This window comes from Ruegeria sp. CDSC042 (assembly GCF_059610745.1).
The window spans coordinates 17,174-43,555 of the sequence record NZ_JBXWOF010000002.1 but is presented as its reverse complement, the minus strand read 5'-3'; the positions used below and the strand labels follow the sequence as shown (position 1 = coordinate 43,555).

At 58.1% G+C, this 26,382-nt stretch carries 26 protein-coding genes; 18 read left to right on the top strand and 8 right to left on the bottom strand.

Going from position 1 to position 26,382, the window contains the following annotated elements; all coding sequences use genetic code 11:
• Positions 1 to 2: 2 nt before the first annotated feature.
• Both moaD and AC2FHX_RS05860 read left to right on the top strand, forming a co-directional pair.
• Positions 3 to 248: a molybdopterin converting factor subunit 1 gene (gene moaD / locus AC2FHX_RS05865; protein WP_142635267.1), complete on the top strand. Its 246-nt coding sequence runs from the start codon at positions 3 to 5 to the stop codon at positions 246 to 248.
• 4 nt (positions 249 to 252) lie between these two features.
• A complete protein-coding gene (locus AC2FHX_RS05860) occupies positions 253 to 696 on the top strand; it encodes a molybdenum cofactor biosynthesis protein MoaE (RefSeq protein ID WP_142635265.1) in 444 nt (147 codons plus the stop codon).
• Between the two features lie 590 nt (positions 697 to 1,286).
• On the opposite strand, the gene AC2FHX_RS05855 is transcribed toward AC2FHX_RS05860, so the two are convergent.
• Positions 1,287 to 1,979 (bottom strand): Crp/Fnr family transcriptional regulator, encoded by a 693-nt coding sequence (locus tag AC2FHX_RS05855; RefSeq protein ID WP_271948599.1) that lies wholly within the window; start codon positions 1,977 to 1,979, stop codon positions 1,287 to 1,289.
• Between the two features lie 179 nt (positions 1,980 to 2,158).
• On the opposite strand from AC2FHX_RS05855, the gene hemA reads away from it, so the two are divergent.
• Positions 2,159 to 3,382: a 5-aminolevulinate synthase gene (gene hemA / locus AC2FHX_RS05850; protein WP_496701016.1), complete on the top strand. Its 1,224-nt coding sequence runs from the start codon at positions 2,159 to 2,161 to the stop codon at positions 3,380 to 3,382.
• A gap of 56 nt (positions 3,383 to 3,438) precedes the next feature.
• Here hemA and AC2FHX_RS05845 read toward each other — a convergent pair whose 3' ends face one another.
• The 7 genes from AC2FHX_RS05845 to AC2FHX_RS05815 form a co-directional block, all read right to left on the bottom strand.
• Complete coding sequence (locus AC2FHX_RS05845) at positions 3,439 to 3,726, bottom strand: cytochrome C oxidase subunit IV family protein (protein WP_496701018.1); 288 nt, start codon at positions 3,724 to 3,726, stop codon at positions 3,439 to 3,441.
• A 5-nt stretch (positions 3,727 to 3,731) separates the two neighbouring features.
• Positions 3,732 to 4,280, bottom strand: a complete 549-nt coding sequence (locus tag AC2FHX_RS05840) for a cytochrome c oxidase subunit 3 (RefSeq protein WP_496701020.1) — start codon at positions 4,278 to 4,280, stop codon at positions 3,732 to 3,734.
• Entirely contained in the window at positions 4,277 to 6,199 is a 1,923-nt protein-coding gene (locus tag AC2FHX_RS05835) for a nitric oxide reductase activation protein NorD (protein ID WP_496676738.1), read from the bottom strand. The genes AC2FHX_RS05840 and AC2FHX_RS05835 overlap by 4 nt, the downstream gene beginning before the upstream one ends.
• 9 nt (positions 6,200 to 6,208) lie before the next feature.
• Positions 6,209 to 7,018: a CbbQ/NirQ/NorQ/GpvN family protein gene (locus tag AC2FHX_RS05830; protein WP_416383916.1), complete on the bottom strand. Its 810-nt coding sequence runs from the start codon at positions 7,016 to 7,018 to the stop codon at positions 6,209 to 6,211.
• 5 nt (positions 7,019 to 7,023) lie between these two features.
• A complete protein-coding gene (locus tag AC2FHX_RS05825; RefSeq protein WP_496676741.1) occupies positions 7,024 to 8,391 on the bottom strand; it encodes a cbb3-type cytochrome c oxidase subunit I in 1,368 nt (455 codons plus the stop codon).
• 15 nt (positions 8,392 to 8,406) lie between these two features.
• Positions 8,407 to 8,856, bottom strand: coding sequence for a c-type cytochrome (locus AC2FHX_RS05820; RefSeq protein ID WP_142635251.1), 450 nt, complete (start codon positions 8,854 to 8,856; stop codon positions 8,407 to 8,409).
• 98 nt (positions 8,857 to 8,954) lie between these two features.
• On the bottom strand, positions 8,955 to 10,136 hold the full coding sequence (locus AC2FHX_RS05815; protein ID WP_496701022.1) for an NnrS family protein: 1,182 nt from the start codon (positions 10,134 to 10,136) through the stop codon (positions 8,955 to 8,957).
• Positions 10,137 to 10,368: 232 nt separating this feature from the next.
• Here AC2FHX_RS05815 and AC2FHX_RS05810 point away from each other — a divergent pair, with 232 nt between their 5' ends.
• The 15 genes from AC2FHX_RS05810 (at position 10,369) to nosZ (ending at position 26,380) form a co-directional block, all read left to right on the top strand.
• Complete coding sequence (locus AC2FHX_RS05810; protein ID WP_271948614.1) at positions 10,369 to 12,045, top strand: cytochrome D1 domain-containing protein; 1,677 nt, start codon at positions 10,369 to 10,371, stop codon at positions 12,043 to 12,045.
• A 123-nt stretch (positions 12,046 to 12,168) separates the two neighbouring features.
• Positions 12,169 to 13,953 (top strand): NapC/NirT family cytochrome c, encoded by a 1,785-nt coding sequence (locus AC2FHX_RS05805; RefSeq protein WP_496701024.1) that lies wholly within the window; start codon positions 12,169 to 12,171, stop codon positions 13,951 to 13,953.
• A gap of 53 nt (positions 13,954 to 14,006) precedes the next feature.
• Entirely contained in the window at positions 14,007 to 14,414 is a 408-nt protein-coding gene (locus AC2FHX_RS05800) for a cupredoxin domain-containing protein (protein ID WP_496701026.1), read from the top strand.
• A gap of 189 nt (positions 14,415 to 14,603) precedes the next feature.
• Positions 14,604 to 15,365 carry a uroporphyrinogen-III C-methyltransferase gene (gene cobA / locus AC2FHX_RS05795; RefSeq protein ID WP_281972619.1) on the top strand — a complete coding sequence of 254 codons (762 nt, stop codon included), beginning with the start codon at positions 14,604 to 14,606 and terminating at the stop codon, positions 15,363 to 15,365.
• A complete protein-coding gene (locus tag AC2FHX_RS05790) occupies positions 15,358 to 15,708 on the top strand; it encodes a c-type cytochrome (RefSeq protein WP_496701028.1) in 351 nt (116 codons plus the stop codon). The genes cobA and AC2FHX_RS05790 overlap by 8 nt, the downstream gene beginning before the upstream one ends.
• Positions 15,705 to 16,850, top strand: coding sequence for a cytochrome D1 domain-containing protein (locus AC2FHX_RS05785; RefSeq protein ID WP_142635237.1), 1,146 nt, complete (start codon positions 15,705 to 15,707; stop codon positions 16,848 to 16,850). Before AC2FHX_RS05790 ends, AC2FHX_RS05785 begins: the two co-directional genes overlap by 4 nt.
• Before the next feature lie 3 nt (positions 16,851 to 16,853).
• Positions 16,854 to 17,843, top strand: coding sequence for a siroheme decarboxylase subunit beta (ahbB, locus tag AC2FHX_RS05780; RefSeq protein WP_496696563.1), 990 nt, complete (start codon positions 16,854 to 16,856; stop codon positions 17,841 to 17,843).
• A complete protein-coding gene (locus AC2FHX_RS05775) occupies positions 17,840 to 18,289 on the top strand; it encodes an Lrp/AsnC family transcriptional regulator (RefSeq protein ID WP_142635234.1) in 450 nt (149 codons plus the stop codon). The genes ahbB (AC2FHX_RS05780) and AC2FHX_RS05775 overlap by 4 nt, the downstream gene beginning before the upstream one ends.
• Entirely contained in the window at positions 18,286 to 18,786 is a 501-nt protein-coding gene (ahbB, locus tag AC2FHX_RS05770) for a siroheme decarboxylase subunit beta (RefSeq protein ID WP_496691876.1), read from the top strand. Before AC2FHX_RS05775 ends, ahbB (AC2FHX_RS05770) begins: the two co-directional genes overlap by 4 nt.
• Positions 18,774 to 19,988 (top strand): heme d1 biosynthesis radical SAM protein NirJ, encoded by a 1,215-nt coding sequence (nirJ, locus tag AC2FHX_RS05765; RefSeq protein ID WP_496691877.1) that lies wholly within the window; start codon positions 18,774 to 18,776, stop codon positions 19,986 to 19,988. The genes ahbB (AC2FHX_RS05770) and nirJ overlap by 13 nt, the downstream gene beginning before the upstream one ends.
• Positions 19,963 to 21,516: a cytochrome D1 domain-containing protein gene (locus AC2FHX_RS05760; RefSeq protein WP_496701031.1), complete on the top strand. Its 1,554-nt coding sequence runs from the start codon at positions 19,963 to 19,965 to the stop codon at positions 21,514 to 21,516. The genes nirJ and AC2FHX_RS05760 overlap by 26 nt, the downstream gene beginning before the upstream one ends.
• 28 nt (positions 21,517 to 21,544) lie before the next feature.
• Positions 21,545 to 21,736 carry a hypothetical protein gene (locus tag AC2FHX_RS05755; protein WP_496691879.1) on the top strand — a complete coding sequence of 64 codons (192 nt, stop codon included), beginning with the start codon at positions 21,545 to 21,547 and terminating at the stop codon, positions 21,734 to 21,736.
• Positions 21,737 to 21,885: 149 nt separating this feature from the next.
• A complete protein-coding gene (locus AC2FHX_RS05750) occupies positions 21,886 to 22,290 on the top strand; it encodes a hypothetical protein (RefSeq protein ID WP_496701033.1) in 405 nt (134 codons plus the stop codon).
• A 44-nt stretch (positions 22,291 to 22,334) separates the two neighbouring features.
• A complete protein-coding gene (locus AC2FHX_RS05745) occupies positions 22,335 to 24,458 on the top strand; it encodes a 4Fe-4S binding protein (protein WP_496701051.1) in 2,124 nt (707 codons plus the stop codon).
• 14 nt (positions 24,459 to 24,472) lie between these two features.
• A complete protein-coding gene (nosZ, locus tag AC2FHX_RS05740) occupies positions 24,473 to 26,380 on the top strand; it encodes a TAT-dependent nitrous-oxide reductase (protein WP_281972625.1) in 1,908 nt (635 codons plus the stop codon).
• Positions 26,381 to 26,382 lie beyond the last annotated feature (2 nt).

The following is a 26,382-nucleotide window of genomic DNA, read 5'->3' as shown; positions in this document are numbered from 1 at the left end:
GGATGGATGTGCTGTATTTCGCATGGGTCCGCGAACGGATTGGCCTGCCGAAAGAACGGGTTGAAACCGAGGCCGCCACCGTATCCGATCTGGTCGCAGAACTTAGCGCGCGCGAGGATCGCTATGCAGCGGCCTTTGCGGATCTGTCGGCCTTACGTGTTGCGCTGGATCAGGAATTGTCGGATTTTGACGCCCCGTTGGCGGGCGTTCGTGAGGTTGCCTTTTTCCCACCAATGACAGGTGGCTGAAGTCATGCGCATCGTGGTGCAGGAAGACCCGTTTGACCTAGGTACCGAGGCAAATGACTTTGCGGCGGGCGATGCTGCAAATGGCGCAATCGTGACCTTTACCGGTGTTGTGCGTGATCTGGCCACGGGCGATTTGGACGTGATGGAGATTGAGCATTATCCGGGCATGACGGAACGGGCCTTGACCCAGATTGCGCAAGAAGCAATAGACCGCTGGTCGCTGGGCAATGTGCTGGTGATCCATCGGCATGGCAGGCTCGCTCCGGGGGATCGGATCATGATGGTGGCCACTGCCGCACCGCATCGCAAGGATGCGTTCGAGGCGGCCGAATATCTGATGGACTACCTAAAATCCCGCGCCCCCTTCTGGAAGAAAGAAATCACCACCGCTGGTGCGGAGTGGGTTTCGGCCAAGGACGAAGACGAAGATGCACTGACCCGGTGGTAAACACGGGTCCCTGCATATAAGCCTTTGCACCATGCTGTTCGTATTCGGTGCTCACATGCTTATCACCGTGTGCTGCAAATTTGGATCCGCCAAAACTATGCTGGATAAAGGTGTTGGTTTCAGGCAGCCGCTCAGTTTCGATCAACTCTAGAACCGAAAGCAAAACATCCCGCATGTGGGCAAAGATGTTGAGACAATCTTCCTCCGCCGAAGCCGCAAAAGAAATGACTATCGACAGGAAAGCGGTAATTAGCGCTGTCAGAATGCCGGTTCCGAATAGATAGTCGTTGAACGGATTTTTGACATCGTAGAAGCCCCTGAAGGTTAGAGTTTCCCATTCGATTTCGACCCTAAGTACAGACGGAAGATGCCGACTGGAACTTGGCGGCATATCACTCAGCTGCGTGGATCCAGGAAGCACCAAAACCAGCTTGTTTTGGAGTTCTGGACTACCTGACGTTGCACAAGGCCCTTATCCGGAAACAGGGAATCGCGTTCACGGGATCGATGCGCATGTCCTAGCCTGAACAAAGAAGCACGTTCTCGGGGCTCTTTGGCGCACCCGGCAAAGCACCGGCCAATAAATTCGGTCACTTTTCGGAGGGGTCACTTTCTGCATAGTCTCGCAGTACTTGAATGTCCGAGAGCAGGGCATGTGTCCGGTCAATTTTAACGCCAAACGGCTTTAGCCGGGAAAAGGCGCGGCTCAGGCTTTCGGGCTTCATGCCCAGGCGCCCGGCAATCAACATCTTGTCATAGGGCAGCTCGACAATGCAGTCCCCCATCTCGGCTTCGCAGAGAGTCAGAAGAAATTCTGCCACCCGCTGTGCGCCGGTCTGGGCCTTAAGCTGCTCAAGCTGGGCGACCAGAGAATGCAGATGGGTAAAGGTAGCTGCCAGAATTGACACCCCAATTTCCGGGTCCTCTCGCATAAGGGACAAAAGGACCGGACTTGGAATGTGCATGATCTCACAGGCCGAAACTGCCTCGGCCGAAACCGGATAGGGAACGTTACGCAAGGCGACCGCTTCGCCAAAGCTTTCGCCGCGGGTGAAAACGCTGACAACTGCTTCGGCACCGGTAGGGGACATGCGAAACAGCTTTACCCAGCCCGACAGAACCACATGAATGGCCTGGGCTTTTTCTTCCTGTAGAAAAATCGTCTCTCCGCGATCATATTTCCGCCAGATCGCGTGACTTAACAGCGTGTCGATATGATGCTCGGGAAAGCTCTTGAGCAATAGTGACTGCTTGGCGATCGCTTTTAGTGCCTCATGCGCCACGAAGCTTTCCCCTCTTTTCTAGTTGCGTACCCGATCAGTACGTCCGTCCTCTTAAGGCTATGCCAAACCTTCGGCTTCCAAGCCAGCCTTTCCTTTCTGCGGCTTGACATTTGTCATGTTGCGTAGCGGGCCCGGCACATAGTCTTGCTGGAAAGCCAGTATTCCCAGGAGTGTTCGAGATGGACTACGAGCGTTTTTTTGGCGAAAGCCTTGAGCATCTGCGCGACGAAGGCAACTACCGCATCTTCATTGATCTACAGCGCCGCTGTGGCGCGTTCCCGAATGCACGCCAGACAGATGGCGCTTTACAGCGCGACGTACGAATTTGGTGTTCCAACGACTATCTGGGAATGGGCCAGCATCCTGATGTAGTCGGGGCAATGCACAATGCACTCGACCGTTGCGGCGCGGGCGCAGGGGGCACACGCAATATCTCGGGCACGACACATGACCACGTTTTGCTGGAACAGGAACTGGCCGACCTCCACGGGAAAGAAGCCGCCCTTCTGTTCACCTCTGGCTATGTGTCGAACTGGGCGGCACTTGGGACGCTGGCTGCGAAGATCCCAGGTCTGATCGTATTCTCGGACGCTTTGAACCATGCCTCCATGATTGAAGGCATCCGCCATTCGCGGGCACAAAAAGTGATCTGGAAGCACAATGATCTGGCGGACCTCGAGGCAAAGCTGGCCGCAGCCGATCCAGATGCGCCCAAGATGATCGCCTTCGAATCTGTCTATTCGATGGATGGGGATATCGCTCCGATCAAAGAGATTTGCGACCTGGCGGATAGATATGGTGCGATGACCTATCTGGACGAGGTCCACGCCGTTGGCCTTTATGGCTCGCGCGGTGGTGGCATCGCCGAACGCGAAGGGTTGATGGATCGCCTGACTGTCATCGAAGGGACGCTGGGCAAGGCCTTCGGCGTGGTTGGCGGTTACATCGCGGCATCCGCTGCCTTGTGTGACTTTGTCCGCAGCTTTGCCAGCGGGTTCATATTTACCACCGCCCTCCCGCCCGCAATAGCAGCAGGCGCTGCCGCCTCGATCCGACACCTCAAGCAATCCAATACCGAGCGCGATCTGCAGAAAACCCGCGTTGCGCAGGTGCGCGCCAAACTGGACGCCGAAGGCATCCCGCATTTGCCCAATCCCAGCCACATCATCCCGGTGATGGTAGGTGACCCGGTGAAATGCAAATTCATCTCGGATACGCTGCTGGAAGAATTCGGGATCTATATTCAGCCGATCAACTATCCGACCGTTCCCAAAGGCACCGAACGCCTGAGAATTACCCCCTCTCCGGTTCATACAAACGAAGATATCGACCATCTGGTCGGTGCCTTATCGGCCCTGTGGCAACGGTGTCAGATCGCGCGAATGCCGATGGCCGCACAATAACTGAGGCGTCCCTGCGCTTGGAGAACTGCCGCCCCACGGGGGCGGCTTTTTTCATGTCAAAACAGTGAGAGGCCGAAGATCACCATCGCAAATCCGGTCAGTACATTGGTGAAACCGCTAAGCCAGGCCGGGCTGTGCGTCAGGTCCAGATATCGTGCAAGGATAATGCGGGCTTTGGACAGGGCCAGGATCAAAATGCCTGCGCTCAACACCGGTGAGGACAGGGGGAGTATCGTCAGCAGGGCCGAAGCGGTGCTCAGAACCAACAGGCTGAGCCATGCGCGGGTGAGTGGGTTTGGGAGCATCCAGCGGGAGCTGTTTTGATCCGGTGAGGTTTGGGTCATGCCCGTCATCCCAACAGGTAGATCACGGGGAACAGCATGATCCAGACGAGATCGACCATGTGCCAAAACTGGGCGCCGGCCTCGATGTTGCGGGGATTGTCCCGCCAGGCGACCAGCAGCAGGATAACAACCCCAGCCAACACATGTGCCGCGTGGAAGCCGGTGAGCAGATAGTAGAACAGGAAGAACGGATGGGTCTCGTAGGTAATTCCTTGTGCAGCCTTGTCCGCGTATTCCACGCCTTTGATAATCAGGAATACAACGCCCAGCGCGGCAGCTGCGATTAACGCCAGGCGGGCAGCAGTCCGACGCGCAATCTGCCGCCAATGCAAGGCTTGCGCGGCCAGATAGCCAGAGGTGACCAGAACCGCAGTGTTCAGCGCGGCTCCGGTGCGGTGCAGATGCGATTGCGCCTCGGCAAAGCCCGCCGGATCGGTCAGGCGCACGCCCATGAAAGCGACCAGGCCCGCGCCAAAGACCAGCAGCTCCGAAATGATCAGAACCCACATCAGTAATTCGCCGGGCAACTCGTCGATTAGGGACGCGTCGCTCATGCGCCGACCAGTTGGCGGTAGATTTGCGGCAGCGCCATGGTCAGGCGATGCGGGTCCGGGATGACGGCAAAGCCACCCTGCCCGAACATCCGCGGGAACCAGCTTTTACCTGTCTTGTCGATGGTGACGCCAAAGACCGATTGCCCGGCTCGGCGCGCCTCGCGCACGGCCATGTGGGTGTCTTCGATTCCGTGGCGGCCTTCGTAGTGGTCAAGATCATTGGGTTTGCCATCGGTGATCACCAGTAACAACCGGCGCTTACGCGTTTGGGTGGCCAGATCGGCCGAGCAATGGCGGATCGCGGCACCCAGCCTTGTATAGTGCCCCGGGCGTAACGATGCGATGCGCTGTTCAACCTGGCTGCCCATCACCTCATCAAACCGTTTGCAGCGTTGCACATAGACCCGCTGTCGTTTCAGTGAACTGAAGGCGTGAATGGCGAAATCGTCACCACAGGCGTTCAGGCCCCAGGCCAGCGCTGCCAGCGCCTCGCGTTCGATGTCGATCACGGCGCGGCCAGTCACGGCACTTTCGGTCGAGCGGCTGACATCCAGCAGGATGGAAACCGCCAGATCGCGTGCCTCGGGGCGGGATTGTTGCCAGATGCGTTCGGTACCTTCACCGTTGGCACAGCGGTCAACCTGCGCCCGAACGGCGGCCTCGATATCCAGCTGATCGCCGTCCAGATGGCCTCGGGTCATCACGCGGCCCGGGCGCAGCGCTTCGAACTGACGTTTGACGGCGCGGATACGGCGGGCGGTGGCGGGGTCTTTTCCAAACTCGGCGGCATCCTCACGAATATCGGCGTCCGAGGTTAGAACGTTGACGTGATCAGGCAGATATTGCCCGGTGCGCACGTCCCATTCCGGATAGAGAATACGGCCCGACAGACGTTCGCGATTCACATCCTCGGGTGCCAGGTCCAGATGCAATTTCAGCTTGGTCGGTGGCGCCTTGGAAATCTGGCCCAAACCGATCTCATCCTGATCATCGGCGGCCTTTTTGGCATTGTCGGGATCATCGTCATCAATGCGACGGTTTATGTTCAGAAACTCGGCCCAGCTGAGGATCGCCTCGAATTTATGAAGGATAAAACTGTCACTGCGTTCAGCCTGATCGGATTTGCGCCGCCGGGCACGGTGGGTTTTCTCACCCGATTCCTCGGGCGGGCCTTCGGTATCGGGGTTTTCGACATCGTTATGCTCTGAAAAACCAACAGCGCGTAATTCCGGCCACAGAGGGACAGGGCGGAAATGTTGATATCCGCGTGGGGCAGTCAGGTCATCGTCAAATGACATGAATTGCCTGGCCTTCGGGGATAAAGGCGCGGGGTCGCCCAGCCGATGGCGGATCAGTTCTTCAACCGCTGTTTCCACAGGCGGGAGGCCGGATTTGTTGCGGTCATGCAGAACACCTTTGCAAAGCTCGGTGTAAAGCGGTCGCAAGCCGGGGGCGTTGTCCAAGGTTGCATTAACCATGGTTTGTGCAGCGCTCAGCGCGTGCAGATCGGCGCGCAACGGATCACCTTCGACGATCCGGGTTCCCGCATGGGCCGCTGCGGCGGCCAGCCAAACATACAGCGCTCCGTTCGCCTCGCGCGCGGGAAACACCGCCAGACGGTCCGGGAGGCGCAGCACTTCGCCATCGAACGAAGCGCGCGGCATCAGTTCAACTTCGGTACCCAACCGACGGCGCCAGCTTAGGCGATGGTGTGAAACCTCGGGCGAGACCGGGCGCAATTCAACGCCCGGGCTGCCCCCAAGCCCGCGAAAAAGGACTGCCAGCCGCCCCGCGACCTCAGAAAGGTCGACCGCGGCTCCAACATGCACCTGGGGTGCATCGAGACGGCTGGCAAGGGAGTGCCACAGTTTCCCGATCGTTTCTTCGGGTTCCCATGGCTCAAAATCGATCCTGACCATCGGCCGGCCTCACCCAAAGACAGCCGTGACAAGATCGAGGAGCCCGCGTTTGATGTCCTCGTCATCTGTCAGAGGTTCGATCATGGCGGCAAGGATCGCGCGGTCGGTGGACATGCCCTGCGCGATCAGCGTGGCGGCATAGACGACCAGACGGGTTGAAACGCCCTCTTCAAGATCCTGCCCCCTGAGCCCGCGCAGTTTACCTGCCAAGCGGATCAGTGGCTTGCAGCGTTCCAGCGCCAGCCCGCTTTCTTTAGCGACCACCTTTGCCTCCATCTCGGGCGACGGAAAGTCGAACTCCAGTGAGATGAACCGCTGCCGGGTCGAGGGTTTCAAGGTTTTCAGGATATTCTGATATCCCGGGTTATATGAGGCGACCAGCATGAAACCGGGCGCGGCCACAAGCTCCTCACCGGTGCGGTCGATCGGCAGGATGCGCCTGTCGTCAGTCAGCGGGTGCAGCACGACGGTCACGTCCTTGCGCGCCTCGACCACTTCATCCAGATAGCAGATCGCGCCTTCGCGCACCGCGCGGGTCAGGGGGCCATCGACCCAGATCGTTTCCCCGCCTTTCAGCAGGTAGCGCCCGATCAGGTCCGCAGCGGCAAGGTCATCGTGACAGGCCACCGTGTAAAGCGGGCGGCCAAGGCTGGCGGCCATATGCGCCACAAACCGGGTCTTGCCGCAACCTGTCGGGCCTTTCAGCAGGACCGGCAGGTTGTTGGTATAGGCAGCAGCGAACACGTCACATTCATCACCCTGTGGCAGGTAGAAGGGGGCGTCAGCCGCCCCCGTTCTCAGTTTCATGGAGCCATCCATATCCATCACTCCGCTGGGGTTTCGGCCGCGCCGGCTTCAATGATCTCTTTCCGGGGAACCCAGATCGAGTAGATGAACAGCAGCGCACCCAAGACCACGACGATGCCAGAGCCAAGGCGCATCCAATAGAAGATCGCGACCTGATCCTGCACATCCATGAAGTAGTCTCCGACCACCCGCTGCATGTGCGTCTGCACTGTTCCAGCAAAGGTCAGCACAAAGGTCATGAAAACCATACCGCTGGACATCAGCCAGAAGCTGCCCATGTTCAGAACCTGATTATAAGGATCGCGGTTCTTCAGGATCGGCATTGCATAGCTGAAGATTGCCAGGTTGAGGCAGACATACGCTCCATAGAACGCCAGGTGTCCGTGAGCCGCAGTGATCTGCGTACCGTGGGTATAGTAGTTCACCCCATGCAGCGTGTGCAGGAAGCCCCAGACACCGGCACCGAAAAAGGCCAATGTGGCACAGCCCAGCGACCACAGCAGCGCCGCTTTGTTCGGGTGGTCCCGACGGCCCTTCCAGACCATCACAAAGGCAAAGGCCATCATCGCAAAGAAGGGGATCACTTCGAGGCTTGAGAAGATCGAGCCGATCCACTGCCAGTACCCTGGTGTGCCTATCCAATAGTAGTGGTGACCTGTACCAAGGATACCCGAAAACAACGCGGCGGCGACAATGACATAGAGCCATTTCTCGACAACCTCACGGTCTACCCCGGTCAGCTTCAGCATCAGATAGGCCAGGATCGAGGCCATGATCAGTTCCCAGACACCTTCGACCCACAGGTGGACAACATACCACCAGTATTGCTTATCCAAGGACAGGTTGCCCGGGTTGTAAAAGGCAAACAGGAACAGCAGCGCCAGACCCCAAAGACCCAGCAACAAGATGTTGGTAATCGCGGTCTTCTTGCCTTTCAGAACGGTCATCGACACGTTGTACAGGAAGATCAGTGCGGCCACGACGATGCCGGCCTTGACCCATTTGGGTTGCTCTAGGAACTCGCGCCCTTCTTTACCCAGCAGCCAGTTTCCTTCAAACAGGTTGAACGTATAGGTCAAGACCACGCCCAGTGTACCGACCACCAGAATGATCAGCTGCAGATAGGCCAGCATGGGCGAATGGATCTCACGCTCGGCCTCTTCCGGGATCAGAAAATAGGCCGCACCAAAGAACCCGAGGATCAGCCACACGATCAGCGAGTTGGTGTGCAGCATCCGCACGATGTTGAACGGCAAAAGCTCGCTCAGGAAATTGGGTGATACATAGATAAAGCCGGCCAGAAGGCCGCCTAGAACCTGTATCGCGAACAGGGCCATTGCCACCGCAAAGTAGGCATAGGCGATTTTTTGGGATTCGTATTTCATTGCTCCGTTCCCTTCTCAGCCCGCCTCGTTGGGCGGCCAGTCCTGAGCGTCGATATTGTCCGTCCAGATCAAAAAGTTGGTCAGATCACGGATGTCTTCGTCGCTGAGGTTGAAATTGGGCATCTGACGACGACCGGGAATGTCTGTCGGCTGCGCCTCCATCCAGCCTTTGAGGGCTTCAAAGGCCGATTCCGGGTCGTCCAGCACGCCCCAACGTGTCATCACATTGCCAACCTCTGGTGCAAAGTATGCACCTTCGCCAAGGATGGTATGACAGTTGATGCAGGCGTGTTTTTCCCAGACGTGCTTGCCCCTGATAACACTTTCATCGAGCTTTGCTGCGTTCTCAGAGTTCACGATATACCAGTGAGAATGGGCCGACAGAGCCAGAAAGATGAGGATAAAGAACAGTGACCCGCCATAGAATATATTGCGTGCCATGCTCTTGGTCATGACTTCTCGCATTGCGCTCTCCTTTGCGCAGATTAGCTAGTCTGGCTAAAATGACGGGATGGGCACGGTATATCCTTAACGAAAGTCAAGACTTGCAAAAGGAAATCAAATCACGCTGACCGTTGCACCTTGGGACCCGTCAGCGCGGGCCACATCGCGATCAGGAAAAGCGCAAATGCGCTGACCCACAACCCGTCCGACAGCAGCATCGCAACCATGTAACCTGCATTCAGATCTGCCCCAATCCACCGCGACAGGGCCGCCACCGCCATCAGACCATAGGCCACCGCCATTGGGCCGGGTGCCACCAGCGCGCGACCACTGTGGCCAAGCGCGGCGCGGCTCATGACCGCTAGGGTCATGCCGCCGACGCATCCGATGCCCAGGATGTGAAGGGCAGCGATCTCGTTTCCGAAACCCAGCACTGACAGCCCCCAGAGGATCAGTCCCAGCGCCAGCATTGCAAGCCCAAGATACAGTGCCAATAGGATCGGCTCCCGCGCAGCCCAGCCCGCGCGCCAGCGGGCCATGCGCGAAACCTGCGCCACCCCTAGAACCAGCGCCATCGATCCAGCCAAAGCATCTGACCCCAGCACCAGAACGATTGGCGGCAGGGTCAGGGCAACCGCCATCGCTGATTTATCCAGAATTGGCACAGATTTTGGCCAGTTCGCCTCGGGAACGCCCGCGCGTCTCATGGCGTTTCGGGTAAAGGCCGGGGTGATCCGTCCGCCAAGAATGGCAATCATCGCGCAGAGCGCCAGCAACCCCGCGCGCAGCCCGGTATGCAATGTGTCATCCGTCATCCCGGTCCATTCAAGATGCGTGAACAGATCAGCAATCCAGATAAAGCTGAGCAAAAGCAGAAAGAGCATGTTCTGAGGTTTCGGCCTCCGGATGAGCTGGGTTGCAATCTTGGCCGCCAGAATCGGTACAAAGGCCAGGTCGACCACCGCCACAAGCGCCGCAGGCAGCATTCCCGAAAACCACATCGCCATCCGACCAGCCAACCACAATCCGGCGGCCAACGTTATGAACTGCGCACGCGCATCTGGTGCGCCGGTCCAATTTGGCACCGCGGTCAGAAAGAACCCGCCCAGCGCGGCTGTTGCATAGCCGAAGATCATCTCATGCGCGTGCCACATGGGCGGGGCCATGCCATAATCCGGCACTGCATATGGCACCGTCAGCCACAGCCCCCAAACCACTCCGACAAAGAGGCCATAGAGGCCGGCGGACAGAAAGAATACACGAAACCCTTCACCAAACACGCGGGTGATGATTGCGGGCATGGCTGCTCTCCTTGGTGTTTTCCAAGCCCTAGCAAGCCGCCCGGCTGCGCGACTTAACAAAAATCAAACCGGCCGAAAAAGTGTGCCAAAGATACAGATTTTCCCAGCCGGAAAATTGACGTTTTTCCCTGCCCGCCACCTGAATTGCGCGGCTGGTGTTGACTTTCGTCAAGGAGCACCCTTGCGCGATGCCCCACGCTTGGACCGCCTCACCAGCAAATGGAGAGTGATCATGTCACTTGGAATCAGCTATACCAAAACGGGCCGCGTCTTCGGGGTCGGTTTGGCGATGTTGCTGGGCAGTGTCGCTGCACCAGCTTTCGCCGAAGAGCCAACTTTGAACGAAGAAGCGTTTGAAGCGTCGAAACAACTTTACTTTGAACAATGCGCGGGGTGCCACGGTGTCTTGCGTAAAGGCGCCACTGGCAAGAACCTTGAACCGCATTGGAAGAAAACCGCAGCTGACGGCGCTGTGACCGAAGGCGGCACACTTGCGCTTGGGCAAGAGCGGCTTGAGAAGATCATCGCCTGGGGCACCGAAGGCGGGATGAACAACTTCTCGGACATCATGTCCGAGCAGGAAATCAAAGACATGGCGACTTACATCATGATGGAGCCGCCCAAACCACCTGAAATGTCGCTGGACCAGATGATGGCGACCCGCAAGGTATATGTTGAAGAAGAGGACTACCCAACCGAGCCGATGCATGGCCGCAACTGGGAAAACTTCTTTGTTGTTATCGAGCGCGACGTCGGCAAAGTCGCTGTTATCGATGGCGACACCAAAGAGGTGCTGACACATATTCCGACCGGCTATGCGGTGCACGTTCTGAAAGCATCCGAACACCATTCGCTGGAAGAGCCGGAACAGCCCGGTCGTTTCTGGTACACCATGGGCCGCGACGGCAAGATGACCAAGATCGACCTCTGGCAGACGCCGGACAAGATGTTGGTGTCTGAGGTAAAGATTGCCTATGATGCCCGCGACGTTGCTGTTTCCGGCGATGGCAAATACGTCATCGGCGGGGGCTATTGGCCGCCGCACTTTGCAATCGTTGACGCCCAAACGATGGAGCCGGTCAAGGTTGTATCGACCCGCGGCGTGAACGTGGACGGGGACTATGTGGAAGAGGCTCGCGTGGCCGCTATCTACACAACTCCAAATGAGCCGACCTGGATCGTTGCCGTCAAAGAGCTGGGGCAACTGTGGCAAGTAGATTATACTGATCTAGACAATCTGCGGATCGACAAGATCGACAGCGCCAAATTCCTGCATGACGGGTTCTTCGATCCGACGGGCCGGTATTTCCAGATCGCTGCAAACGCATCGAACAAGATGGTGGTTGTAGATACCGAGACCCACAAGCTTGAGGCGATGATCGACACGGCCGCGTTGCCGCATCCCGGTCCGGGCGCAAACTGGATTGACCCGAATTGCGGGCCGGTAGCTGGCACAACCCACCTCGGGGTTGGCACCGTGACGGTCTGGGGCAACGACCCCGAAAACCGACCCGATGACGCCTGGAAGATCTGCTACGAAGTGGAAACAGACGGCCCGGGCCTGTTCGTCCGTACGCATCCGGAATCGGACTATATTTGGGCTGACCAGACCAAACACCCGGAACCGGAAGTGCAGCAATCTGTGCAGGTCATCTCGAAAGAGACCGGCGAGATCGTGAAAACCATCCAGATCACCGAAGACGAAGGCAGCGCCGCTGTTCACTTTGAATTCAACGCGGATGGAACCGAGGTCTGGGTGTCCAAGTGGAACCTGTCGGATTCAAAAGAACCCAACGGTCAGATCGTGATCTTTGACGCCAAGACTTTGGAAGAGATCGGTCGCATCGAAGGGCTGTACGCCCCGACCGGCAAGTTCAACGTCTACAACCGGTCGAACCACGTCACCTGACGGGTTTCGATCAACTCGGAGCAGGGCGGGCCCCTCGCCCGCCCTGTCCTTGTTTCATCCATCAGCCGAATGCGCAGGCCTGACACGCCGCGCCAGTCAACACAGCCAAAACGGAGCCCGGACATGACCTCCGATCCAGATAAGAAACCACCGATCTGGCGTCGGTATTTCCTGTGGGGAATGCCTGTGGCCGGTATTGCCGCTGCCTTTGCCGCCGGGATCGTCTTTTGGGGTGGGTTCAACACCGCCATGGAAGCCACCAACACCAAAGAGTTCTGTATCTCGTGCCATGAGATGCGCGATTTCGTCTATGAAGAATACACCGGGACCATCCACGATGTGAACCGATCGGGGGTCGGGGCGGTCTGTTCCGACTGTCACGTACCCAAGGACTGGACCCACAAGATGATCCGCAAGATCAAGGCGTCCAAAGAACTGTATGGCAAGGTGGTTGGCTCGATCAGTACACCCGAGAAGTTCGAAGCCAAGCGTATCCATCTGGCGATGAATGAATGGGAAAGGATGAAGGCCACAGATTCGCGCGAGTGCCGCAACTGCCACGACTTTGAATCGATGATGCCCGAGTTCCAGCGCCCCCGCGCGCGCCAGCAACATTTGAACGCAATGGAGACAGGCCAGACCTGTATCGACTGCCACAAAGGGATTGCGCATTCGAACATCCGCGACAGGGCCACAGATGAATATCTGGAACAGATTGAAGCCCCGAATCCTGATTTCATCCGTGCAATTCCGCCAGAATACCTGGCCAGTCTCGACCGTGTAGAAGCCAAGGAGGCGGCTGAGGCCGAAGCCGAAAAATCGGCCAAGACAGCACAACAAGAGGCGGTGCAAGCCCAGATCGCAGCCGCTGTGGACGCTGCAGTCGCCGAAGAGCGCGCCAAATCAAGCGGTGAAGAATCTACAGCCCCGGCAGGCGGTGGCAGCGATATCGGAGGCGATATCGACTGGACCAGCATCGCAAGCGCGGATCTGAAGTTGTTTTATCCCGGTCAGGCTTCGTTTGAATGGGTTCAGAATGGCAAGTTCCACGGCGGCGCCCGGCCACTGACAAAAGGTGGCGACCAATGTTCGACTTGTCATGCCAAGGAATTGGACATGATTGGAAACAAGATCGTCGCAGGCGGCGAGCTGGAACCAACCCCGATCCCTGGAAAACGAGGTGTAATCGACGCAACTGTTCAGGCGGCCCATGATGCCGAAAACCTCTATATCCGCTTGCAATGGCCGGATGCAGGCCACAATCCTGCACCATTTGTGGATGGCGGTAAGATGGACCCGGACAACCAGATCAAGGTCGCCATGATGATCACCGGAACCGGGATCGAAATGGGGGATCAGGTGGGCTGCTGGGCCTCGTGTCACGCGGACAACACCTATATGCCGTTTGATCCGGGTGCAGATGCGATTGTCGCCAATGGCGATGTTGCAGGCCGCCTGGCCGCTCAGGACACTGTGACCAAATATATCAGCGAAAGCCGCACCGAGGTCGAAGTCAAAGGCCGGCGTGGGAAAGCTCTGGGTGGCTGGGACAAATTGCAGGCCGAAGCGCAGATCGCGCAATATCTGGATGACGGCACCTATCTGGATCTGATGCGCGTCTATGCCGATGGCAGCGCCAGCAACGGCTATCTTCTGGAACAGCGCATAGTCAATGATGGCGAAATCGCCGCCTCGGCCAACTTGTCGGGTGGTATTTGGACCGTCACGTTCTCGCGGCCCTTAAACTCGGGCGCACCGGGTGATGTGCCATTGGAACCGGGCAAGGCCTATACGGTCGGCTTTGCAATCCACGATGACTTTGCCGCGGCACGATTTCACCACGTAACGCTGAACACAAGCTTCGCGCTGGACGACGACAGTGCCGATATCAACGTGGTCGGGCAATGACTGATGGGGCCGGGTAAACCGGCCCCAAAGTATTAGGTATGGAGACCTGGACGATGAAGATCCGCCTACTTCTTCCTGCATTTCTGGCTTTGGCGTCACCTGCAGTGGCCGCTGACGAAGACACAGCTGAGATCTGCGCCGAGGCAGAAACCCGCTACGTGGACCTGTTCGGTCAGCCGTCTTCAGATGTGGAAGATGCAGGGGTTGTGCTGATGTACAAATACAATTTCTGCCCAGCCCAACTGACGGTCAAAGCGGGGACCACAGTGCGTTGGGTGAACGTAGACAAACGCACCAGCCATAGCGTCCTGCTGAAAGATGGCAGCAAAGCCGAGAGTGACCGCCTGTTCCCCGAGGAATCTGTTGATCTGACATTTCTTGTTCCCGGCGCCCAGGATTACCTGTGCGGACCACATTGGGAGACACAGAACATGTTCGGAATGGTCACCGTAGAGCCCTGATAAGCGGCAGGCTGAAAGATGCGCGGGCGCAATTCCCGTGCTCCTTAACTTAAGTCAAGGAGGTCGGTTTACCTGTGCGCCAACTTGTTTCCATGACACGCCCGGTTCCCCCAGCAACGTCCCATATTCGCGCATGGAAACGACCAAAACACCGGGTTCCGAAGACATTCAGAACAAGCGAGTTTGCACATGAGCGGTAAGGTTTTTCTGATTGGTGCCGGCCCTGGTGATCCCGAACTGATCACCATGCGCGCCCTGCGTATGCTGCAGGAGGCGGACGTGGTGGTCTATGACCGCCTTGTTTCGGATGAAATTCTGGCCATGCACACCGAGGGCGCGCGGCTGATCGCCGTCGGCAAGGCCCCCAAGTGCCACACTGTTCCTCAGGATCGCATCAACGAAATCCTGCTGGAACACGCACGCGCAGGTCACGTTGTGGCCCGGCTGAAAGGCGGGGATCCGATGATCTTTGGTCGCGGCTCGGAAGAGGCCGCTTTTCTGATGGCACACGGTGTTACGGTCGAATACGCACCGGGCATCACGGCGGCACAAGGCGCATCCTGTTCGACCGGCGTGCCCCTGACCCATCGCGGACTGGCGACCTCGGTTCAATATGTCACCGGGCACAGGCAGTCCGACAAAGTTCTTGATCTGGATTGGAAACGGCTGGCGGACCCGGATACGACGCTGGTCGTCTATATGGGCGTGGCCAATATCGGCCAGATCGCCATCGGCTTGATGACCGAGAACCTACCCGGATCCACCCCGGTCCTGGCTGTTGGGCAGGCCACCAGTGCCTCTGAACGCCGCCTTGTATCCCGACTGGACCAGATTGCCGCGGATGTGCGCAAGGCGGATCTGAAGGCCCCTACCTTATTCATTATCGGAAAGGTCGTTTCGCTTTATGCCAATCAGGCCCTGACCGAGATTTTGGAGCGGGCGCATGGGTAGCCTGGCGCATATGGACCGCAAGCAGCCGGGCTGGGCCGCGCATACTGTTCTGACTGCCGTCGTTCTGGTTGCCACTTCCGCTCTGGCCGCTGACGCCATCGACCCAACCGCCCTGAAACGGTTGGTCCACCAGGATTGCGGCTCGTGCCACGGATTGTCCCTGAAAGGCGGGCTTGGTCCTGATCTGCGACCGGTAACTCTGGAACATTACGAGGCGGACGTCCTGACGGGGGTCATACTAGACGGCATCCCCGACACGGCTATGCCCCCCTGGCGCCCCCTGATCAGCGAAGAAGAGGCCGAATGGATCGCCCGATACCTGCTGGAACAGGAGGCAAAATGAAACAACTTGCCCTTGGCATCGTTGCCCTAATGATGATGACACCTGCCAATGCAGACCCCACCGCCACTGGAGATCTGGGCCTTGTGATCGAACGGGCAAAAGGGTCGGTCTTATTGGTGGACCAGTCGGACCGGGCCGCATTGGCACGGATCGAAGGGTTGGGCGATCTGTCCCACGCCTCCCTGGTCTATTCACCCGACGAACGCTTTGCCTATGTTTTTGGCCGCGATGGCGGGCTGACCAAGGTTGATATAGTGACCCGTCAGATTGCAAATCGGGTCGTGCAGGCTGGCAATGCCATTGGCGGCGCGATTTCGGATGACGGCCAACTGGTTGCGGTGTCGAACTATGAGCCGGGTGGCGTACGCGTGTTCGACGCGGATACACTGGAACTGGTTGCCGACATTCCCACCGACAGCAAAACCATAGGTCTTGTCGATGCGCCGGGCCGTCGGTTCGTGTTTTCCATGTGGGACACGGGCGAGACCTGGATTGCTGATTTCGCAAATGGCGCGCCCGAGATCACAAAGATCACCGATATGGGTAAGAACCCCTATGACGCGCTGATCACCGCCAATGGTCGCACTTATATCACCGGTCTGTTTGGCGAGGACGGGCTGACCGCACTGGACCTATGGGCAGACAATCCAAAACCGATCCGCGTGCTGCCGGGCTATGGGCGCGGACAGGAAGAGATGCCGGTATACAAGATGCCTCATCTTGAGGGCTGGGCACTGACGGATCGCGAATTTGTCCTGCCCGCAGTCGGCCACCATGAGGTTCTTTGGATTGACGCCGAAACCTTGACAGAAACAGGCCGCACCCAAACCCATGGTCAGCCGGTCTTTGCCATGGCGCGCCCGGATGGGCGACAGGTCTGGGTGAACTTTGCCCATCCATTGAACGATACAATTCAGGTCATCGACAGCGTCAGCAAACAGGTCATCCACGAATTCTCTCCGGGCCCTGCCGTCCTGCATATGGAGTTCACGGCACGCGGGCATGAGGTCTGGATCAGTGTCCGCGACGCCAACAAGGTCGTGGTCTACGACACGCATAGCTTTGAAAAGCTGCGCGAGATCGCGGCGGACAGCCCCTCGGGTATCTTTTTCACCGCCCGCGCGCACAGAACAGGGTTGTAACCCATGCAACATATCACTGACCCGATCGACCGTCGCCTGCTGGACGATTTTCAGCGCGAATTTCCGATTGTCGACCGCCCGTTTCAGCCAGTGGCCAAGGCGCTGGGGCTGGACGAAGCTGAAGTGCTAAACCGTCTGGCGCGAATGCGTTCGACCGGCCGGATCACCCGGGTCGGGGCCACGATCACTCCGGGCGCGGTGACGGCCAGCACTCTGGCCGCGGTGGCCGCACCCGAGGAGCATCTGGAGGACATTGCCGCCCTGATCGACGCAGAGCCCGGTGTGAACCACAATTATCAACGCGAGGACAAATGGAACCTCTGGTTTGTAGCGACCGGCCCTGATCGCGCGCATGTGGACGCCACTCTGGCCCGGATTGGCCTGCAAACCGGTTTGCAGGTTTTGGACTTGCGTCTGGTTCGGCCGTTCAATGTTGATTTGGGCTTTCGAATGACAGGCAAGCAACGCAACGTACCAGCACCGCGCAAGGTGGACTGTTCCGTTCTGCAAAAGGGTGATCGCTCGTTGATGCAGGCGCTTAGTTCCGGCTTACCGCTGGTTTGCGAACCTTACGCAGCACTGGCCGCCTCTTTGGACCGTAAACCAGAGGACGCCATGACGCGGATCCGGATCTTACACGAGGCTGGAATTGTCTCGCGTCTTGGCGTGATCGTAAGACACCGGGCACTGGGCTGGTCGGCCAATGCAATGGTGGTCTGGGATATGCCAACTGATCAGGTCGATCGTGCCGGACCTGCGCTGGCAAAATACCCTGGCGTGACACTGTGTTATGAGCGTCGACCCGTTGAAAACATCTGGCCCTACCGCCTGTATTCCATGATCCACGCCCGCTCGCGCAGCGAAGCGCGAAACGTCCTGGCCGGGGCTGCGGCATTGCCTGAGCTGTTTGGCGCGCAGCACAAGGTGTTGTTTTCGACTCGCTGTTTCAAACAGACCGGCGCGCTGATCCAACCCAAGGAGACAGCGGCATGACCCTGGACGAAACTGATCGGGCAATCCTGAACCGAATGCAGGACGACTTACCTCTGACCTCACAACCCTATGCGATGGTGGCCCAAGAACTGGGGATTTCGGAACAGGATCTGTTGGTTCGCCTATCACGGATGAAGGATGACCGGGTCATCACGCGCTTTGGCCCGTTCTTTGACGCGGCCGCGATGGGCGGGGCTTTTTGCCTATGTGCCATGGCCATACCGACAGAGGCATTTGAATCCGTCCTGACCAAAGTCAATGCGCATCCCGAAGTTGCCCATAATTATGAACGTACGCACCGGCTGAACATGTGGTTCGTGTTGGCCACCGAAACGCCCCAAGGGATTGAGGCCTGCGCCGATGCGATCGAACAAGAGACGGGGATCGAAGTTCTCAGATTTCCCAAGTTGCAGGAATTCTTCATCGGCTTCCGGGTGGCGGCATGATCGACGCAAAAGATAGACTGATTATCGAGGTTCTGCAGGGCGGATTGCCCCTGGTGCCTTCGCCCTACGCTCGGGTCGCTGAAAGCCTTGGGATGGACGAACAAGCGCTGCTGTATCGCCTCGCAGAACTTAAGGCGCGCGGCGTTATACGTCGTATCGCCGCAGCCCCGAACCACTACAAACTGGGCATGACTTCGAACGGTATGACAGTCTGGGACGTCGATGACAGTCAAATCGCTGATTTGGGGGCACATATTGGCGGTCTGCCTTTTGTCACCCATTGCTATGAACGTCCACGTGCCCTGCCCGACTGGCCTTACAACCTGTTCGCCATGGTGCATGGCAAAGACAGGGGTGAAGTCGAAGAAAAACGGGCCGAGATTGCCGGTATTCTGGGCAGTGCCTGCCGGGCCAAGGACATCCTGTATTCAACGCGCATCCTGAAAAAGACCGGGCTGCGCCTGAAACCGAAAGGCCAAACGCCATGTTCCGCCTGACTGAATACATGCAGCAACTGGTCACCCCGACCCCCGTGCGCAAGCGCCGCCCCGGCCCGGTTAAGCCGGTGGTCATCTGGAATCTGACCCGGCGCTGCAACCTGAAATGCCGCCATTGCTATACTGTTTCGGCGGATGTCGCGTTCCCGGGTGAGCTCAGCCACGAGCAAGCCATGGTAACCCTTGAGGATCTCGGCCAATTTCGCGTCCCGGCCCTGATCCTCTCGGGGGGGGAACCGCTGGATCGGTTCGATTTCTTTGATATCGCCAACCGGGCGCGCAAGTTGGTGCCGATGCTGGCGCTGTCGACGAATGGCACGCGGATTTACGATGAAACCGCCGATATGATCGCTGATGTCGGCTTTAACTATGTCGGCATATCACTTGACGGAATCGGGGCCACAAACGACTGGTTCCGAGGTGTCGAGGGCGCCTTTTCAGATGCCCTGCGCGGCGTGCGCGAGTGCAAGAAACGCGGCATCAAGGTCGGTTTGCGATTCTGTTTGACCGAGGGCACGCAGCACCATCTGCCCGATCTCCTGCAGTTGTGTGATGATGAGGGGGTCGACAAATTCTACCTGTCTCATCTGGTTTACGCCGGTCGCGGCGACAAGAACAGGGGCGAAGATGCCGAACACCTGCGCACGCGCAAAGGTCTGGATCTGTTATTGGACCGTGCGTGGGAGGCAGCCTCGGGCGGGCGCCCGCTGGATATCGTCACCGGCAATAACGATGCCGACGCCGGATATTTTCTGAACTGGGTCAGGACGCATTTTGATGCCGAAAAGACCTCGCATATACGTGCGCATTTGGCGGCCTGGGGCGGGAACTCCAGCGGGTTGGGGGTGGCCAATATCGACAATCTTGGTCGGGTCCATCCCGACACCTACTGGTCAGATTACACGGTCGGGAATGTGAAAACGACGCCGTTTTCCGAGTTGTGGACCGGGGACGACAAGATGCTGGCCATGCTGCGCACTCGCCCGCGTCCGTTGAAAGGGCGCTGTGGAGTTTGTCAGCTCAGGGATGTTTGCGGTGGCAACACGCGCATCCGGGCCCTGCAACTGACGGGCGATCCCTGGGCCGAGGACCCGGCCTGTTACCTGTCAAACGATGAAATTGGCGTGGATAAAGCGGGCAAACGCCTGCAGGTCACACCTTTCCGGGGGAAAAGCCATGATCCGGCGCATCAGTTCTTTTAGGGCTCGGACGCTTGGAACACTGTGTGCGCTTCTGCTGAACAGCGCCGCATGGGCCGACGCCCAGTCCGACTATGCCGAACATTGTGCGTCCTGCCATGGTGACACCCGGCTGGGCGGTGTTGGTCCGGCCTTGATACCCGAAACGCTAAAACGCATGCGCGGGCCGCGGGTTGCCGCCGTGATCGCCGAAGGGCGCACCGCCACCCAGATGCCCGCCTTTGCGCATAATCTGAACACCCTGCAGATCGAGGAGTTGGCAGGTTGGTTGAAATCCCCGCTCGAGACCGTCCCGGACTGGGCCGAGGCGGACATCATGGCCAGCCGTACGCTGGACGCAGACTATGTCGAGATTGATGCGCCCGTTTGGTCCAGTGATCCGATGAACATCACGTTGGTGGTGGAAACCGGAGACCACCATGTCAGCGTTCTGGACGGTGACACATTTGAGGTTTTGGACAGATTTGAAACTCCTTTTGCCGTTCATGGCGGCCCAAAGTTCAGCCCCGATGGGCGTTACGTGTTCATCATGTCCCGCGATGGCTGGGTCCAGAAATATGACATCTGGGCGTTGCAACAGGTGGGTCGCGTGCGGGCGGGACTAAACAGCCGCAACATTGCCATGTCAGGCGATGGCAAATGGCTGGCGGTGGCGAATTACCTACCCAACAGCCTGACCCTTTTGTCCACCCGGGATCTTTCGGTGGCAAAAGTGATCGAGATTAAAAGCAGGAAAGGTAATCCCAGCCGCGTTTCGGCCGTTTATCAAGCTCCGCCACGGGAAAGCTTTGTGCTGGCCTTGAAGGATGTGCCAGAGATTTGGGAGGTCTTCTATGGCGCCAATCCACCCCAATCCGGGCTGGGACACGATTTTCGTATCGAAGGGCAGTTCAAGAACCCTAACCCTTTCCCAGTACGCAAGATCACTACGCCCGACTATCTGGACGATTTCTTTTTCGACCAGACTTATGAATACGTCATGGGCGCATCTCGCGACGGGAACGGCGGTCAGGTGATTGATCTGGTCATTGGCCAAAAAGTGGCTGACCTGGATCTGCCCGGCATGCCGCATCTGGGTTCCGGGATTACCTGGCGGCGCGGCGATACAACTGTGATGGCAACGCCGCACCTGACTGATGGCACCGTCTCGGTGATCGATATGGAGACATGGGAAACGGTCAAGCGGATCAAGACCGAAGGGCCGGGGTTTTTCATGCGCAGCCATGAAAACTCGCCATATGTCTGGGCCGATGTTTTCTTTGGGCCCAACAAGGATGTGATGCATGTGATCGACAAGCAAAGCCTTGAGATCGTGCGGACCCTGCGCCCAGCGCCGGGCAAAACCGTGGCCCATGTGGAATTCACCAAGGACGGAAGCCATGCGTTGGTTTCGATCTGGGAAGATGACGGCGCGGTGATCATCTATGATGCAAAAACACTGGAAGAGGTCCGCCGTCTGCCGATGCGCAAACCTTCGGGAAAGTACAATGTCTGGAACAAAATCACCTTCTCGGAAGGAACCAGCCACTGAGGGCAAATGGCCGGTGTGGAAACTGGCCATGTTGCTGTATCCAGCGTCTGCGCTGACCGTGGCCATAAACCTTTTTCTGGCTGGCCTGATCGCCAACAGCGCCGGATTCGGAGTGATTGAGCCTGTCACCGCCATCCTGTGGTCAATCCCATTGGGTGTACCTGCCTGCTGGTTTGCAGGGCGCTGGGTACGCAGTTTGATGGACGAAGCAGACGGCTAGGTCGGATTCTCCAAAGGCCTAACCGAAGTCAAGTATCTGCTTTCGGGAATCTCTTAGGACTTGGGAAAGATCACCGAGTTGGATTCTCCATGCCCGCCCAAAATCCTTTGCACATTTCAGCTGTTTGCGCGTCCCGCGCAGCTTGTGCGGTGGCAGGTATAATCCTTCTGCTTTTGCAGCTGCTTAGCCCGGCGCTGGCGAGTCCCGGGCAAAGCATGTGGGTTGAGATCTGCTCGGAGGGCGGCGCGGTCTGGGTCGAGGTTGATCTTGAAAAAGGCGATGCAGACCCGACCGCACCTTGCCCCAAATGCGCCGATTGCGCGCTGTGCGCCGTGACCGGTGCCGCACCTCTGCCCATGCCGCTGGAAGTGACGCTACGGGGAAGGGTTCAATTCTTATCTTGCCAAAACAACAGGTCCTTCGAGCTAAATGGCTCTGACCGGCTGTGGCCAGAAACCCGGGGTCCTCCCCCTGCACCAGAATTTAAAACCGAACGCGCCCCGCGCGCGTCCATGGCGTCCACCCCAACCATCGGAGGTGCGCCGTGGTCGTAAGTCGCGCAATCCATTTCCTGTTGGCCTTTTTTCTGTCCTGCCTGATGGCGATCAGCGCACATGCCGACAGCCTTGCCAGCTTTTTGCCAGAACTTGAGCCCGCGGACCTGATCCCCGGCGCCGAGGCATTTGGCCCGATCAGAAAAGACATTCCGGTTGCGCCTATCCTGAAAGGGGGCAAAACGATTGCCTGGGCCTTTCTGACCTCGGATTTCGTGGGCACCACAGGCTATTCCGGCAAACCCATTCACGTCGTTGCAGCGATCGACAATGATGCGGTGCTTACTGGCGTTAAGCTGGTCAAGCATTCGGAACCCATCGTACTGATCGGGATCCCGAACGCGCGCATGGTCGAACTGACCGAAGGCTACGCCGGCCTGGACCTTAGGATTGAGGCTGAAACAGGCGGTGAGGGCCATGACCTCGACATTATCTCGGGCGCGACTGTCACAATCATGGTGATCGACGACAGTCTCGTGCGTGGCGGCATCAAGGTAGCGCGGGCTCTGGGGCTGGGTGGCTTGTCACCGCTGCAGGCCGACGGGCCAAAGCGCGATGTCGATATGGCACAAGACGCCACTTATGACTGGACAACGCTTTCGGGTGACGGCTCGGTCCGACGCCTGACACTGGATGTCGGTCAGGTCAACGCTGCGTTCGAGGCCACCGGCGACCAGCGCGCCATCAGGCGCCGTGAACGGGGCGCGCCCGACGACACCTTCATCGACATGCATCTGGCGTTGGTTTCAGTCCCGTCGATCGGCAAGTCGCTGCTGGGCGAGGCCGAGTATCAAAACCTGACCGAGTGGCTGGGCGAGGGCGAGCAAGCCATCCTGGTGCTGGGTCGTGGCGCCTATAGCTTCAAGGGGTCAGGCTATGTACGTGGCGGAATTTTCGACCGTATTCAGCTGATTCAAGGTGATAATTCGGTACGCTTCTTTGATAAACAGCAAGAGCGTCTGGGCAGAGTTGCGGCCGCCGATGCGCCCAGTTTCACCGAGCTGGATATCTTCAAAATCCCCGCTGAGGCAGAGTTTGATCCGGCCGAACCGTTCCGCCTGCAACTGTTGGTGCAACGCGCCGTCGGTGCGGTTGAAAAGACGTTCCTGACCTTCGATTTGGGCTACAAACTGCCTGAGCAGTACCTGTTGCCAGTCGTAGCCCCCACCGTTGTGGATGACGCCACAGGTGAAGCCGCCGCCAAAGCCGCTCTTTGGAAACGTATCTGGAAGGATCGCACAGTCGAGATTGCCGGTCTGGGCGTCATGCTGCTGATACTGACGGCGACCTTCTTTTTCCAGTTCCATGCCACGATGAACGCGCGGGTCTTTTACTGGTTCCGCATCGGCTATTTGACAATGACCCTGTTCTTCATCGGCTGGTACGCGAATGCCCAGTTGAGCGTGGTGAACCTGATGGCGCTGGCGGGCAGTTTGCGCACGGGTTTCTCATGGGATGCCTTCCTACTGGACCCGCTGGTGTTCATCCAATGGTTCGCCGTGGCAGCCGCCCTGTTGTTCTGGGGACGCGGTGCCTATTGCGGCTGGCTGTGCCCGTTTGGTGCGCTGCAAGAACTGACCAACAAGATCGCGCGGGCTTTTCGCGTGCCGCAATGGACCCTGCCCTGGGGCCTGAATGAACGGCTGTGGCCCGCGAAATACATGATCTTCTTGGGTCTCTTCGGCCTCAGCTTTGTCTCCATCCCGCTGGCCGAGAAGTATGCCGAGATCGAGCCTTTCAAGACCGCGATCATTCTGAAATTCATGCGCGACTGGCCGTTTGTGGTTTTTGCGCTGGCCCTGTTGGGGATCGGCCTGTTCGTTGAGCGGTTCTATTGCCGCTATCTCTGCCCGTTGGGCGGAGCACTGGCGATCCCGGCCCGCATGCGCATGTTCGACTGGCTACGCCGTTACAAGGACTGCGGCACCCCCTGTCAGACCTGTGCCAATGAATGCCCCGTTCAGGCGATCCACCCCACAGGTGAGATCAATCCGAACGAGTGCGTCACCTGCCTGCATTGTCAGGTGCTCTACCAGTCCGAGGACAAATGTCCCGTCGTTATCCGCCAACTGAAACGGCGGGCCAAGACAGGGTCGGTCGATCTCAAGACCCCACTCGGACAACCACCGGCGAACCATCCAAACGCCAAACCGAAAACCGTTTCCTAAAAGGAGGAACGATCATGTCGGAACATGACAACAAACTAACCGTCACACGCCGCGGTATGCTGGGGGCGACCGCCACTGGCGCCGTGCTGGCCGGAACCGGTCTGGGATCAACCCTGATGACCGCAAAACAGGCCAGCGCCGCGGCCAATGCCAATCTCGAACCTGGTGAGTTGGACGAATACTACGGTTTCTGGTCCTCGGGTCAGACCGGTGAGCTGCGCATTCTGGGCTTCCCGTCCATGCGCGAGCTGATGCGGGTGCCGGTGTTCAACCGCTGTTCGGCCACCGGTTGGGGTCAGACCAATGAATCGCTGAAGATCATGACCGATGGCCTGCTGCCGGAAACCAAGGAATTCCTCGCCAAGCGCGGCATGAAAACCTACGATAACGGTGACCTGCACCACCCGCATATGTCGTTCACCGACGGCACCTACGATGGCCGTTACCTGTTCATGAACGACAAGGCCAACACGCGCGTTGCTCGCGTACGCTGCGACGTGATGAAATGCGACAAGATCACCGAAATCCCGAACGCCAAGGCGATCCATGGTCTGCGTCCGCAGAAATTCCCGCGCACTGGTTATGTCTTTGCCAATGGCGAAGATGAAACTCCATTGGTCAATGACGGCACTGTGCTGGACGATCCGTCGCAATACGTGAACATCTTCACCGCGCTGGACGGCGACACCATGGAAGTGGCATGGCAGGTGATCGTGTCGGGTAACCTCGACAACACCGACTGCGACTATCAGGGTAAGTACGCCTATTCGACCTCGTACAACTCGGAAATGGGGATGAACCTGGCCGAGATGACCGAGAACGAGATGGACCATGTTGTTGTCTTCAACCTCGCCGAAATCGAAGCGGGGATTGAGGCGGGTGACTATCAGGAGCTGAAAGGCGTCAAGGTTCTGGACGGCCGTAAGGGTCAGAACAAGAAATACACCCGTTACATCCCGATCCCGAACTCACCGCACGGCATCAACACTGCGCCTGACGGCAAGCATGTCTGCATCAACGGTAAACTGTCGCCGACCGTATCGATCATGGATGTCACCAAACTGGACGCCCTGTTCGAAAGTGATGCCGATCCACGGTCCTGCATCGTGGGTGAGCCGCAGCTGGGTCTTGGCCCGCTTCACACTGCTTATGACGGCCAGGGCAACGCGTTCACCACGCTATTCCTGGACAGTCAGATCGTGAAGTGGAACCTCGACAAGGCAATCGAGGCTTACGGCGGCGCCGATGTTGACCCGATCATCTCGAAGGTCGATGTGCATTATCAGCCGGGCCATAACTCGACCACCATGGGTGAAACCAAGGAGGCTGATGGCAAATGGCTGATTTCGATGAACAAGTTCTCGAAAGACAGGTTCTTGAACACGGGTCCACTTAAGCCTGAGAACGAGCAGCTGATCGATATCTCAACCAACGAGATGAAGGTGGTTCACGACGGACCAACCTTTGCGGAGCCGCATGACTCGATCATGGTGCGCGCTGACATCGTCAACCCGGTCAACGTCTGGGACCGTAACGACATCACCTGGGAGGACGCCCGCAAACAGGCTGAGGCCGATGGCATCGATCTGGAAGATGGTGCCGAGGAACCGATCCGGGACGGCAACAAGGTGCGGGTCTATATGACCTCGCAGGCCCCAACCTTCAGCCTTGAGAAGTTCACCGTCAAACAGGGTGATGAGGTAACAGTCTACATCACCAACCTGGATGACGTGGACGATGTGACCCACGGCTTCTGTCTTGGCAACTACGGCATCGCGATGGAAGTTGCGCCGATGGCGACCGCTTCGGTCACCTTCACCGCTGACCGTCCGGGCGTGCACTGGTTCTATTGCCAGTGGTTCTGCCACGCGCTGCACATGGAAATGCGCGGCCGGATGCTGGTCGAGCCGCAGGGAGCATAACC